Below are 13,779 nucleotides of genomic sequence, written 5' to 3' on the forward strand. Positions count from 1 at the left end.
GCACGTCCCTGCCGCATCCAGGCCGATGTTCCGGTTGAGCGCTTCCGCCTGCGCCTGGCCCGACTGCCGGGACCTGCCGCATAGGGCGTTACGCCCATTCCACCCCGAGTTCGGCGAGCGCGGTGCGCTGCTGGAGGCTGAGCCGGTTGCGTCGGGTCTTGTGGTTACTCAGGAACACACCCAGGCGAACCGGCACCTCCTGCGCCGGTTCACCCTCCGCGGCCTGGACCGTGATCGGTTCTGTGTGGGCTCTGGGCACGCGGTGGTGGCCTTCGCGGGCGATGTATTGGGCGAGGGCTGCCAGGCCGCGTTGGAAGCCCTCCGAGGTTTTCCCAGCCCGCGGGGCTGCCCCTTCGACGGGCACCGGGGCGGGCTGTTCGGCGGGAGTCAGGCCCAGCTTCGACAGCCGCCGCTGCTGCTCCTCGGACAGCTGGGCCCAGCTCCCGGACTGCCGTGCGATCCATGCCCCGAGATCGTCGCCTTCGTACACGACGCCGGGTGCGATGCCGGCGATCGTGCCGTCGGGTTCGGTTGTGGCGAGGTCGGCCAGGATGGCGTGGTGGCGTTGCCAGTCCAGTGGCCAGGGGCAGTTCCAGTCGGGGTCGACGGCGGCGAGTTGTGCTGCGCGGGTTGCGGCGCGTTCGGGGTTCTTGCCGAGGCCGCCTTTGCGGCGGAGGTTGGCCAGGTGTTGTCCGATGGGTACGGGGTGGGTTTCGCCGTCGGGGCCGTCGCTCCAGACGGCGTCCTGCCTGGGGGCGAGGTGCCCGTGGGTGCGGTGGAAGGCGCGGAACGCGGCGAGTTTGGTTTCCCAGGCCTGGTCGCCGGGCTCCCACACCATGCCGGCTTCGGGCTCATCCAGCAGCCTCCTGCGGCGTTCCTCCAGTTCCCCTGCCCGCAACGCCCTTCGCTGCTGGTTGACCCACCGCCCCAGCGGGAACCGCACCACGCCCAGATCAACCTCAGTGTCATAGGGCACCGCGTGCAGGCCGGTGATGCCGTTCTCGGTCCGCCATGTGCGCAGCGCCTGGTAGCCCTCGAGCCAGACCAGGGACTCGGGCCGGTAGACGCGCGTGCGCAGAAACGCAGCGATGGTGGCAGGGTCCCTGGGCGAGGAGAAGTGCAACAGTGCCGACTCCACCGCGCCCTGCGCCTGGTTCCTGTCGCCGGACCCGTCCTCTGCCGCGCCGCCGGTGGTGCCGATGATGCGGCCGTCGGCGTCCCGCTGCACGTGGACCGTGCGCGGTCCGCGGCTCAGCGCCCGGTTGGCGAGCTGTTCGACGAGGTGCTCCGAGTGTGAGCGCAGGCCTTGGAGGACGGCAACCAGGGGCCGGTATGAGGCTGAGGCGATCATGTTGTCGGGTTCCTCCCCAGGCTGCAGGAAGACGGGCACGATGATCCGCGCCACTTTTGCCCGGCCGTCGGGGTTGGGGCGCAGGGCGCGGCCGATGTTCTGCACGATCTCGACCTGCGAGCCGCGGGTGTCGGCGAAGCAGACGGCCTCCACGCCCCGTGTCCCGGTGATGTCGACGCCTTCCCCCAGGACCCGGACGCTGGCGAGGAACGCCCGGTGCATGCGGCGTCCGTGGGCGTCGATGCCGTGCGCGAACTGCTGCAGCACCTCGCGTCGCTCGGCGACCAGGTGGTCGCCGCACAGCCACTGCGCCCACACGCGGTCCGGGGCCGGGTGCCGGTGAGGATCGAGGTCGTAGAAGCCGGCGTCGATCGACGACGCCGGCAGCGCGCCGGCTTCGGCCAGGGCGTGCTCGGACGGCTCGCTCGCGTACAGCTCCGCTGCGGTCTCCGGGAGCTTGGCGGCGAATGCGGCGGCCTCTTCCACGCGCTGGTGGAACGTCATGACCGTGCGCAGGTTGTGTGCGGCGGCGTGTTCGAGCAGCGCGGTCTGCAGGAGGGCCAGGCGCCGGCCGCGTACCTGTTGTTCCGAGGCGTCGAGGGTGAGGTCGGGGTCCTGGATTTCCAGGACGTCGATCTCGAAGCCGGCGAGGATGCCGCGTTCGATGGCCTCGGACAGGCCGAGCTCGTAGATCCACTGGCCGTAGGTACCGGCCGGGTCGTCGCTCATGGAGGCGATCTCGAGCTCGCTGCCGTCCTTACCGACCGGCGGCCGGGGCGCGGCAAGGATCCGCGGGGTCGCGGTCATATACAGCCGGTAGGCGACGGGGATGCGGGTGTTGTCGTGGATCGCCGCCCACGCCCGCCCCAGGTCCCCGGCCGTGCCATGCGCCTCGTCCACGACCGCCAGGTCGAAGCCGCCCATCCGCTGCCCATACAACCGCGCCCCGCCGGCGAGCGCGGCTTCCAGCGGCCCCCGCACGCGTCCCAGGCCCGCCGGGTCGTCGATGTCGTCGCGGTCCACCAGCGAGGCGTACGTGGCCAGCACGATCACCGGCCCGGATCCCGCCCACAGCGCCAGCCGCACCGGATTCGTCGTCGCCCGGACCCCGAGCTGCTCCAGGACCTCGTCGCCCTCCAGCGAGCACACCGCCACCATCGGCGCGAGGTGCCCGACCTGGCGCCACGCCTGGGCGGTCTGCACCAGCAGGTCCAGGGTGGGCACCATGACCAGGATCCGGCCCTGCCGGAACAGGTCCAGCGCAGCCTGCGCGGCGGTGATCGTCTTTCCCGACCCCGTGGCCGACACCAGCGTGGCCCGCGCCCCCTCGGCGGGCACGGGGGAGCGTGTGGGGAATCCCGCCCACTGCCGGATCCGCGCGTTCGCCTCGACCTGATGCTCGCGCAGCCGGACGCTCTTCACGCCTGCTCCTCCTCTTGCGACGCTGGGACAGCCACCGCCGCCGGCACCTTGTTCCTGCCCGCACGCACTGCTCATGTACGTGGGTGAGCCAAGGCGTCCGGGTGTGACACCGTACCGGCCCGTTGCCGGCCGCGGGCCGGCCTGCGGCTCGTCCGCCGGTCTCGGGTGTCGCGCGCGTCCCAGAAGCGGACACGGGAACGCAACCGAACCCCCCTGTAGGGTCCTGCAGCACCGTGAACGGAGACCCCGCGTGCCCGATGTGAACGTCCGGATCCCTGCCGAGACCCGGGACCGGCTGGCGGAGATCGCCGCCGCCGAAGGCCTGTCGCTGCGCGCCTATCTGGCCCGCCTGGCCGACAGCCTCCCGACCCCTGCCGAGCGCGCCGTGCGCGCCGAGCAGGCCTGCGCCATCTTGAACGAGTGGAACGGCTACGCCCCCACTCCAGCCGAGCAAGACGGCCTGGATGCCGAACTCGACCGCCGCCTGCCCCGGGCCACGACCAGCCCGTGAGCCAGGGCGTGGACGTCGTCTGGGATGACACTGTCCTGGGTGCCGCAGGCCGCGGCAACCTCCTCGGCGCGTGCCTCATCCGCCGCGCCCCCGCCGAAGCGGGCCGGCACCTGCACGTACCGGCCTGCGCCCTGGTCGCCGCCAGCCGCGGCGGACCCGGGCGCTGCCCGACGTGACGGCCTGCGCGACCTTGACCTGTCGCGCGCTGCGGGGTCCGGCCTCGCCCGCTGTCGTCCCGAGGCCATAATGGGGGCATGGCAGCCAGCTCGCAGCCCCCGGTGCCGGGGACCGCAGACCCGTCCGGCGTGTACGCCGAGGACCTGGCGCTGTACCGGGAGAAGTTCCGGCGGCGTCTGCCGGCCTCGTTGGACGAGCTGCGCGGGCCTGCCCGCGGGGTCGTGGATCTGCCGCTGCATGTCGCCTGGTCGGGGATGACCTCGTACGACCTGGAAAAGCCCCGCCAGCGCATAGGCCTGTACCGCACTGTCCTGCACGAAGGACTGCACGACGACCTGCCCCTCTACCTCAACCGGGATCTCCTCGTGCAGATGTGGCCCGTCCTGCGTGGCCTGGTCGGACGCACGGTGCGCGCCGTGTGGGAGGAGACGTTCCCCCAGCTCGCCGACCGCGCCCGGGCCGCCGCGTGACGGACATGCCGGAGCTGCACGCGCGGCTCCTGGCCGACGTCATCGCCCTCGGCTCCCCCTACCCGCTCGTCCTCACCGGCGGCTACGCCGTCCGCGCCCACCGCCTGGTCAACCGCCCCAGCCAGGACCTCGACGTCGCCACGCAGAACCCGGCACCCATGACCGACATCGCCACCACACTCCGCACCGGCCTGGAAGCACGCGGCTGGCACGTGCAGTCACTGGAGATCGCCCCGCTGTCCGCCCGCTTCACCGTGTCCGACCCCGCCACGAGGCAGGAGTGCGAGGTCGACATCCTCAAAGAGATCTTCTGGCGACCCATCACCCACAGTCCCTACGGGCCCGTCCTTGCCGAGGAAGACGTGATCGGAACCAAAGTGCGCGCCCTCGGCGACCGGGGCGCCCCTCGGGACCTGATCGACGTGTTCGCTGCCTCCCGGCGCTGGTCCACCACCGACCTGGAAGAGTTCGGCCGCCGACACGCCCGGGGCCGCTTCGAACGAGAAGACCTCCAGGCCAACCTCGCCGGCGCCGAGTGGACCGACGACGAAGCCTTCGCCGCCTACGGCCTCGACGACACCACGATTGCCGCGCTGCGCTCCTGGGCTGTGCAGTGGGCCGACGACCTGGCGGCTCGGCTTCTCGAGGAGTCCGGCCATCCCGACGCCGACTGAGGGCTGTCGTGAGTGACGGCCGCACGCTTGGTGGACAAAACTCCGACGTGCCAATCCGGTGACGGGAAAGATCGGGGGGCTGCCATGTCTCGGGGGAGCGGTGAGTCGTGGGCGGGGCCCAAGGGGGGCCGGGGGGCCCCGCAGTTGCGCGCACCGGCGGTGATGGTGACGCAGGCGCGCACGGTTCACTGAACTCGATCCGTGGCGTGGCTGAGGGAAGGCGCGGCGTCGCCAGGGCTGGCCTCCACTCCAACGGCGGTGGCGTGGCCCTGCCCGGGGCAGGGGTGAGGAAGCCGGTTGCTGGACTGCACAGGTTCTGGTCGTGCGGCAGGCTGGGGTGATGGAGGGTGCGCGGTTTGTGGTGCACGGCTTGTCGCCGCACGGCGGCTGGCTGGTGACGATGCACCGCGAGGACCGGATGGAGGACGACTACGTCGGCACGGCGTGTTCCGAGCACGACCCGCTGCTCATCCTGCGCTCGGCTGGCTTGCCGGAGCCGGACCTGGTGGTGGACGACCCGCGCTGGGTCGAATGGCGAGGCACAGCCGCACACCGGTGGAGAAGTGACTGACAGACCCTGGCGTGCCGGCTGCCCGGGGACCGCGCGGCGGGAAGCTGATACAGGGCAATCCCTGCGCCTCCCGCTCCGCGGTCCTCACCCGACCTGAGCCCGCAACGTGCCAAAGCCGCGCGGTCACCTGATCCCGTACGGCGCCACATCCAGGACGTCACGCGCAGCACGCCGGAAACGCCGCTCCGCAGCAGCTTGCCCGTGGCGGGTCAGTAGCTGCGATGGCAAGGGCGAAGGCCTTTGCAGTGACGATGGCGCCTTCGTGAGGCTGGTCGATGTCCTGCTCGAAGACGATCAACTCCTCGTTGCCTGTGACCGGAAAAGTGCAAGGGGGGGCGGAACCTTGGTGATGCCTTCAAGGAGATCGGTCGCGGTCGCGGCGGGCGGTCATCGAGATCCACCAGATCGCGGTGCAGGGGGCGTTCCACCCGGCCGCTGGCGATACGGCCGCCGCCTTCACCCAGCTGCGCCTCGTCGAGAACGCCGCGCTGCAGGAGGCGCACCGACCGTCGGTCCGGACCTTGACCGCGTAAGTTGCCGAGCGCCGTCCGGGCCTGCCGGGTCTTGGTGACTATGCCCGTCGAACCGGCACCCCGGTGGCCCTCACGTTGACCTGTTCAGCGGCGGCGTAGCCGGGCCAGGAGGCTTCGCCAGAGACGCCACCGGCGCGGCCGACTTTGCCGGACGGCGATGGCTCGGAGTTCGGGCGCCGAGCCGGCAGTGGTCGGAGGATGCTCGCCGGCTGCCTGGGGACCCGGTTCCGTGGCGGCTGCGGTGGCGGTAGCTATCGGGAGGTGGAGTTGTTGTGGTCTGACGGGGCGGCTGCTGGCCTGGAGGGCGTAGCGTTCGCGGGCCTTGCTGCGCCGGTAGGCCTCGCGGCCGGTTTGGGCTGATTCCAGCTCTGCCATCGCAGTGGTCGCTGCGCCAAGCAGGGTGGGTGCGACCACCGCGCGCAGGGGCAACGGAAGCAGGCCCCACCAGACAGCGCCGTCGGCGGGCCTGGGGTGGCTGATCTTCCAGTCTTGCTGCCAGGACGCTGCCGGTCCGCTCCAGTTCTCGCCCGTGCGCGGTTGATGGGTGACGGGGTGCCCGCCGAACGGCAGGAGTAGCGTGCCATGGTCGCGCCATGCCACGGCGAGGTGGGACTGGGCGAGTCGTCGCTGGCCGGGGGTGGGGGTGATCTTGTCGATGTGGTGGTCTTGCCGCCGGGTGCGGACGTGGATCTGGCCGGCCGTGCGGTAATGGGCGGGGGCATGACGGTTGAACAGGACCCACTGCCGGACATCAGGGTCCCGGACGGCAAGGATCCGGCTGGCCTGGTGGCCGGCGAGTTCGCCGTGGGGGAGGTGGATCACGCTGATCCCGGACGGGGCGTGCACCCGTAGTGACAGTACGGGTATCGCGCCCGGTTCCGCGGCGGTGACGGCCAGCTGGATCCGTACCGTGGGCACGGAGGCGGTCAGCTCGTGGGCGAGCGATTGTGCGTCGGCGACAGCAGAGCGCACGCGGGCCAGGTGCTCGGGTCGCGCCGGGCAGCGATCGGGCTCCAGGCGCGTGTGGCGGAAGCGGGCGGTGAAGTCGGCGTGGTCGCGGGGGCCGCACAGCTCCAGCGTCCGCCCGCAGGACAGGCAGCTGTAGCGGCCGGCAGCGCGACCGCGCGGCAGAGCACCGGCGCTGTCCGGGGTGCGGTGAAGGTCGATGAGCAGACTCGTGGCGGTGTCGATGCCGATGTCCCCGTGGCGGGTGCGCATGCGGCGGCGGGCCGAGGAGCCGTGGACAGGGTGTCGGGTGGTGGAGGAACGGCGGTTTGTGGAGGCGGTGGTACGCATCAGTCGGCTCCCGGAAAGCGGTGGGGTTGAGCGGTACCCCTTGAGCTTGCGGCGGCCGGGAATTGTCCACACCGCCCGCGGAGGGTTCGCGCAGGTCGACTCTGGACATTGCTGGGTATGTCCAGGACAAATGAATGCGCTGATGGGGGAGTGGATGGCAGGTGGGGGCAAGCGGGGCCGCAAGCCGGCGCCGATCCGGGCGGAGACACCCCAGGCCCGCGTGTTAGCCGAGTTCCTTCGCGAGCTGCGCGAGCAGTCGGGCAAGACCTACGACGACCTTGCCAAGGAGCTCAACTGGTCCCGCTCGAGCATCGGCAACCATCTGTCGGGCACGGTCCCGCCGATGGACGTGGTCTTGAAACTGGTCCAGGCCACCGCCCCACCGGGCCAGCTCGAGACGACCAAGACGCGGGCCATGCGGCTGTGGGAGCGGGCGACCCACCCGCCGAGTGCAGACGTGGCAGTACGGCGGCCACCGCTGGGCGCTGCACCCGCGGCACGGTATGTCGCCGAGAGCCGCGGCCGCCTGGCCCAGGCCGACGCCAACAGCCACCGTCTGGCGCAGGACCTGGCCACAGCCCAGGAACTCGTGGTCCTGCTGTCCGCACTCAACACCCAGCTGCGCCTGCAGATCGAACAGCTCGCCGCCGCCTCGCCGGACAGCACGAATGCCGATCAGGCCCAGGAGAACCTCGCCCGCGCCATCGAGCAGCTCCAGCAGACCGAACACGACCTCGTCGAGGCCCGACAAGCCCGAGACGAGGCGGAGGCACTCGCTGCCGCCGCACGCCGGCGCTGCCTTGAACTGGAGGAAGAACTCGCCCTGCTCCGTCTGGTCGACCCCACGGACCAGCAGGCCGCAGAGGAACCGGAGCCCCTCGGACCGGACCTGGACCAGGAGGCCTTTCTGGCTGACCCTGCCCAGGCTCTGCGTACTGCCCGCACTCTGCTCGACCACGGCCACGCGCTGCGCAGCGACGCGGCGGCGCACATGGGCCTGGCGGCCTCCACCGCGGCCACCGACATCACGGTGCGGCGCAGCGAGCGCTGGTACACCGCCACGACGCTGCTGGGCCGCACCCTCGGCTGCCTGATAGCCGCCGGAGGTGCCTCGCTCCATGTGGTGGCCCTCACCGTGCACACGCCCGGCTGGATCCTGATCACCGACCCGATCGCCCTGGCCGGACTTGTCCTGGTTGCCGAGCCCTGGCACCTGATTGCTGCCCTGTGGCCGTGGGTCCGCGCGACGGCACGCAACGAACCCCTGCCGCGACCGCTGTCGGTCACTTATGCCACCCTTGCGCCCCGTGTACTGCGCTGCCTGACCGCCGCGCTGGCTACTGCCGGGGCAGCAGCCACGGTGCAGGCCGGCCTGTCCTGGGGTCCATGGTGGTGGCTGCTCACCGTGCCGTGGATGATCTTGTTCTTCGTTGTGACCGTTGCCGGCTACGACCCCGCTCTGCAGCGCACCACCCGCGCAGCCTTTACCGACCTTTCCGCGGACCTGCGAGCACCGAGCCAGTCCCCGGACCAATCCACCGGGCTTCCCAAGAAGCGGCCCTGGCTCATGGTGACGGACCCGCAATGGATCGACCGCCGCGCCGACGACCTCGAGACCGTCCTGTCTGGCAGATGGCGCGACGCCCCCGTGTGGATGTGGATCTGCCTGATACCCCTGGTCATACCTGGCCTGTACGCCATCGCGGCAGGCCTGGTCAAAGTCACCGGAACGCTCCATGCCGATCACCACATGTACCTAGCGATACGCACCATCAACGAACCGGTCACGCGCTTCCTGCAGGCTCACACCGCTGACCTGCCCCTGACCCCCTCGGCCGCGCATGTCCTGTGGCTCGGCTTCGGCATTGTGGCGCTGGTGATGTCCACCGTGCTTCACGCTTTCGCGGCCCGGCTGACATGGTTGCTGTGGGGGCTGAGTACGGTCGCGATGGCATGGGCGGGGACCGGAGAATCCGGACGGGACACCGCAGCGGGCCTGGCCGCCATCCTCTGGGGACTCGTTTCGATCATCGCGCTGAACGGCCTGGGACAGCGACCACGGATCACCACAATCAACCTCATCGGCGACGTCCAGGCGGCCATGCAACCAGGCAAGGACACCGCGGAGGAAGCACCTTCACCGGACGAGGTCACCGAGGGCGACACCGCCGCTCCAGCGTAGGTTCGGGACCCTGCATCCTTGATCGGCCCGGTTGCCGAACCAGGGCGTTCACGCAGGCGCTGCTGCGCCTGCGCCGGGTGAGGTGGTCGATGGATGCTCCTGCTGGGAGTGGCAGCACAGGCCTTCAGCGGACGGGCGCCGTGCTCGGGGTTCCGCCCGGCGCTGCCCCGACCTCACACGACGAGCTTCCTGCCTACACCCGCAGATGGGGGCGCCGACGCGCCCCAGTACCGGCTGAATGGGGTAGGCGTGCAGGACGCCACGGGGCGCGTGGCGTCCTTTGCACTACAGCGCGCGCCCCTCCACGCGTCGCCATCCGGCGCTTGGGGCCGGAAAAGGAGGGGGGAGCCTTGCGCGCCGGTCGCAGCGTGCTCCCCCGTCCGCTGTGGCCGGCCCACTCGCGTGTGCACTGGATTTTCGTAACCTGGCCGGGCCCTGTCACGGGCCGGCAGTGAGACTTCGGTACCGCCGCCATGTTGCAGGCAGCTTCCGCCGGTTGGGGTGGCAGGGTCACGGTGCCTGGTCCTGGGGGTCGTTCCAGCCGGGGTGCGGGTTTCGCGGGTCGGCCAGGACCTGGGGGAGGAGCTCTGCGGTGGTGTAGGCGACCTGTGGGTCGGCGAGGAAGGCGGCAGGCTCGATGGCGGAGGTGACGATGAGCGGGATCACGGTCCAGTCGATGTCTTTGGTGTCCGCCCCGCAGAGTTGGGCGGCTGCGGTGGTGTGGGTCCGGATGGTGGCGGCTTTGGTGAGCAGGGTGCGCTGGTAACCGCGGAACTTCTGGATGTGCTGGCGGACGTTGTGGGGAGCGACGGCGCCTTCGGGGTTCTTCGCTTCGAGGACCCAGAGCCTGGCCGTGGTGGGGTCGGCGACGAGGAGGTCGATCTCGCCCGTCAGGTCGGGGATACCGTGCTGGGCAGCGGTCTTCTCCAGCAGGCGGCTGCGGTGAGGGAGTCCGAGGTTGTGAGCGACGGCTTCGATGTCGGATTCGAGTTGCTTGTCGAGGCGCTGGCCATGGCGGCTGAGGGCGTTCTTTACGGGCTGGGGCAGGTCGGGGTGGGGGAGCCGGCCTTCGTCGAGGTAGGTGCCGAACAGGTCCTGGGTGTTGGTGAGGAGCCAGGGCAGGAGCAGCAGCTTGCCGTTGTGGTCAATGAGGGGATGGGTGGTGAGCCGGGTACGGCGTTCGACCTCGGTGTAGGCGTGTGCGTGGGCGGGGGCAGCGTTGGCCGGGTGGAGGCGCAGCCGGACGACCGCGGCTTCGATATCGGCGTCGGGCAGCCCAGACCACCTGGCGGCCTCGGCCGCCAGGGCCTCGGGGGTGACGCTGGCGATGCCGTCAGAGCCGGTGGGCCAGTCGGCGGCGGTGGCCAGCACCGCGTGCAATGCAGCAAAGCCGAATCCCCAGTGCTGATGAAGGAGCTGGTCGGCCTGGGCCAACGGACTGCCAGGAGGCAAGCGCGGCGGCGCAAACGGGACCGGAGTACGCGCAGACGCGCCGAGCAGGGCCGCCGGGTCGGCGGACGAGTCGTTCGCATCGGGCTCGGCGGTGCGGGAACGGGCGAGGAAGCGCTTGTGCCGGGCATGCTGGTAGGCGTCGACGTCGAACCCGAGGTGGGTCGGCCCGGTCCCCTCGTAGGCGGGTTGCTCCTTGTCCTGGGATTGCTCAGTGAGGGTGAACGCGCCGCTCGGGTCGATCGCCAGATGCAGGTCGTGCAGACCCCTGGAGGCGGCGACGGCGGTGGTGCCGCAGTGCAGGACCAGCTCGGCCAGGGCGACCAGGTCTGCGACTGCCACCATGTCCGCCGTCCAGTCACCGGCGGGCGGGTGGACGATCGCGTGTTGAAGGAGGAGCTGCAGGGCCGAGGTGGCGGTGGCGGCTTCCACCTGGCGTCGGCCTGCTTCCTGTTCCCAGTTCGCAGCCCAGGGCGCGGCAAGATTCACCATCGCCTCGTGCATTCCGCGGGTGCGTTCTGCCCAGGCCGCGTTCAGGTACCGTGCCAGCTCGGTGACCAGTCGCGGTTCGTGGGCTTGGATCTGCTGGCCGAGTTCGGCCTCCAGGGCGTGCAGTAGTTTCTCGCCGGGTCCGCCCCTGGCGTAGGCGTCCGGTCCGTGCCAGGTCCCGGCCGGCACGCCGGCGTCGCGGACGGCGGCGGCCGCGGTGCGCCGGGCGCGGGCGTGCAGGTGGTCGGAGCGCGGCAGGGTGTAGCGGGGAGCGACAGCGGGCCAGTAGGTGGCGGTGGTCGTCAAGCGCAGCACCGGGTGCGCGGCGTCCCAGGCGGCCGCGAACTCCTCGAGGCTGGTGCCTGGTCCGGCATCGCGGCCGTGGCGGATCCGGTCGGTCAGCTGGTGCAGCAGCTGGCCGAGGACCTGATGCCCGGCGTGCCCGTCGCCGGTGAAGGTGGTCAACAGTCGCGCGTCGAGTTCGATGCCGATCCTCGCGGTGGCGGGGTCGGTGGCAACCCGGACCGGCAGCTGCTTGGCCGGCGCGTTTGCAGGGTCCCGATCCTCGCCGTCGCCGTCGGCCTCCTCGGGCTCTGGAAAGGGGGCCTGGAGGGAACCCGAAGTCTCGGTCAATGTGATGACGACCGGAGCACCGTCGGGCAGCGCCATGTGGCCGGCCAGAACCGGGGAAGCAGCCAAGGTGGTGCGAATACTGTCCGCCAGGCCAGCCATGTCCTCCAGGCCCAGGACAGTGCCGGGGTCACAGGATGGGCTCGCCACGACCGCCAGCGGCGGGACCGTACTGACCCGCACCACCAGCCCAGCGGTGTCATTGCTGCCCGGGTACACCACATCAGCGTGCTGTCCGGGAACGCCGGGGTCGGGGTCGGCCATCCGGGCGGAACGCCAGTGCACCCCGCCGGGCAGCCCGGCAGCGGCCAGCACGTCGTCGAACCGCGCCCAGGCGGACGCGTACCTCCACGACGGATCGAACCCTGCCGGAGGAACGACGACGACCTCCTGCCGGTCCGGTCCGGGCATCAGCAGCGTGCCCGTGCTCCGCCAGGCATCCCAGGCGTCCAACGGATCGCGGTGGAAGATCCCGGCAACGCCGGGATGACTGGTCAGCTCCGCGACGAACCACGCCAGTAGTGCCGGGTTGCCCTCGGCGCCGGCGAGGACGTCGGCGAGCTCTTCGACATGCAGGTAGACGGTGTCCGTGACGAGTTCGGGGCCAAGGGCGAGGGGACCGCCGTAGACGACCAACCGACCGCGCCTGGTCTCCGGTGGGGGCAGCGCGGCGCGGGCCTTTTCGATCCTGCTGGACAGGCCCCGGCCCAGGGCACTGGCAACCGCTATGTCGTAGCGCAGGTCCGGCGCGGACATCAGTTCCACGTTCCTGAGCCGGGTAGGAGCCTCGGTCAGGCCGAGCAGTTGCGCGGTGCGATGCACCGTCAGCTCCTGAAGCCGCTCCTCGGCGGCGTCCTGGTCAGGGACGTCGGCGATCAGGCGGGCAGCTGCCGCGGCAAAGGTGTCCAGGGCGACAGAGACCGGGACCATGCGCCGGCGGCCGTGAGCCCGGACGGCCAGGACCGGGCCCAGCAGCCGTCCGGCCGGGTGGTACCGCAGTGGCAGTCCGGCCAGGTCCGCGGTCATCCACTCCAGCGCCCGCCGGGCCCGCTCCGGCTCTCGGCACCGGCCAGCCAGTACCGCCGGGTCCAGGCCGACGAGCGTACGGGCGGCCTCCACCTCGCCGGGGGCGATCCCGCACGCGATGTCATCCGGGGCGCGGTCCGTGTATTCCTTTGGCCAGGACGGCGCGAGCGCGGTGACGGCATGGTCGGTGTAGTGCAGCACCAGCTCGAGCACGTCGGTCAAGGCGAACCCGTGCACCGCGATCAACTGGTCATCAACTGCAAGTGCGGTCAGCTGCGCCCCGCGCAGAAAAGGAAGGGGATGATCGAGCTCTCCGGGATGGACCAGCAACCGTTGCCCTGCGATCTCGAAACGCACCAGCGCACGCGGATCGTTCGGTTCGGCCTCGGTTGTCGTGCCGCGCCCGGGCGCGGCACCCATCAGGGCCTGCATCATTGCCGGCAGGTCGCTGGCGCCGGCCTCAGTTCCGGCGTGCGGGGCCGTGCGCAGGACGCGGGTCCACCCCAACAACAGATGATCATGGAAGCGTGAGCAGCCCGGGGAGGCTAGTGCAGCCTCCAACACCTCCAGCAGCGACTTGGTCGAGTAACGGGCGAACACCCGGTCGATCAACTTCCACTGCACTTTTCGCAGCTGCGCGGAAGTGGGCTGCTGCACCGTCGCCATCGAAATACCCCCAGCCCTCGTGATCGTCTTACTGATGCTGACAGCTTCTGCCGCCGCGCCGCGACGGATTTGACAGCCCGCCCGGCCTGGCGCGCCCGGGGCCCCACAAACGCGCCGCCCGGCGACGCGAGCCGGGGCTGTGGCTGCATTTCCTGCTGTCAGCAGCGGGGCGGAGACCATGGCGGGGTTTGCCTGCCGTGTGCATGTGTGGTGCGCGATGATCGCAATCCTCGATGGACAGATCAGGGCAGCAGCCAGTCGACAAGGACAGCAAGATCCTGGGGCAGGCTCGTGCAGAGCTCTGCGTAGAAGTGAATGCGGCCTACGAGCAC

The 13,779-nt window shown here is 70.7% G+C and carries 9 protein-coding genes; 6 read left to right on the plus strand and 3 right to left on the minus strand.

Annotated elements, in window-relative coordinates:
- Nucleotides 1–88 precede the first annotated feature (88 nt).
- A complete protein-coding gene (locus tag OG937_45640; GenBank protein WUD78470.1) occupies nt 89–2,773 on the minus strand; it encodes a Helicase associated domain protein in 2,685 nt (894 codons plus the stop codon).
- 250 nt (nt 2,774–3,023) lie between these two features.
- On the opposite strand from OG937_45640, the gene OG937_45645 reads away from it, so the two are divergent.
- The 5 genes from OG937_45645 (at nt 3,024) to OG937_45665 (ending at nt 5,176) form a co-directional block, all read left to right on the plus strand.
- Nucleotides 3,024–3,284 carry an Arc family DNA-binding protein gene (locus OG937_45645; protein ID WUD78471.1) on the plus strand — a complete coding sequence of 87 codons (261 nt, stop codon included), beginning with the start codon at nt 3,024–3,026 and terminating at the stop codon, nt 3,282–3,284.
- Entirely contained in the window at nt 3,281–3,460 is a 180-nt protein-coding gene (locus OG937_45650) for a hypothetical protein (GenBank protein ID WUD78472.1), read from the plus strand. The genes OG937_45645 and OG937_45650 overlap by 4 nt, the downstream gene beginning before the upstream one ends.
- 78 nt (nt 3,461–3,538) lie before the next feature.
- On the plus strand, nt 3,539–3,931 hold the full coding sequence (locus OG937_45655) for a hypothetical protein (protein ID WUD78473.1): 393 nt from the start codon (nt 3,539–3,541) through the stop codon (nt 3,929–3,931).
- A gap of 5 nt (nt 3,932–3,936) precedes the next feature.
- A complete protein-coding gene (locus OG937_45660) occupies nt 3,937–4,605 on the plus strand; it encodes a nucleotidyl transferase AbiEii/AbiGii toxin family protein (GenBank protein WUD78474.1) in 669 nt (222 codons plus the stop codon).
- A 340-nt stretch (nt 4,606–4,945) separates the two neighbouring features.
- Nucleotides 4,946–5,176 (plus strand): hypothetical protein, encoded by a 231-nt coding sequence (locus OG937_45665; protein WUD78475.1) that lies wholly within the window; start codon nt 4,946–4,948, stop codon nt 5,174–5,176.
- 617 nt (nt 5,177–5,793) lie between these two features.
- On the opposite strand, the gene OG937_45670 is transcribed toward OG937_45665, so the two are convergent.
- Complete coding sequence (locus OG937_45670; protein WUD78476.1) at nt 5,794–7,005, minus strand: hypothetical protein; 1,212 nt, start codon at nt 7,003–7,005, stop codon at nt 5,794–5,796.
- 130 nt (nt 7,006–7,135) lie between these two features.
- Here OG937_45670 and OG937_45675 point away from each other — a divergent pair, with 130 nt between their 5' ends.
- Nucleotides 7,136–9,187: a helix-turn-helix domain-containing protein gene (locus OG937_45675; GenBank protein WUD78477.1), complete on the plus strand. Its 2,052-nt coding sequence runs from the start codon at nt 7,136–7,138 to the stop codon at nt 9,185–9,187.
- A gap of 510 nt (nt 9,188–9,697) precedes the next feature.
- Here OG937_45675 and OG937_45680 read toward each other — a convergent pair.
- Nucleotides 9,698–13,447 carry a hypothetical protein gene (locus tag OG937_45680; protein WUD78478.1) on the minus strand — a complete coding sequence of 1,250 codons (3,750 nt, stop codon included), beginning with the start codon at nt 13,445–13,447 and terminating at the stop codon, nt 9,698–9,700.
- Between the last annotated feature and the right edge of the window lie 332 nt (nt 13,448–13,779).

Origin of the sequence: Streptomyces sp. NBC_00510 (assembly GCA_036013505.1) — a bacterium.
Classification (GTDB): domain Bacteria; phylum Actinomycetota; class Actinomycetes; order Streptomycetales; family Streptomycetaceae; genus Actinacidiphila.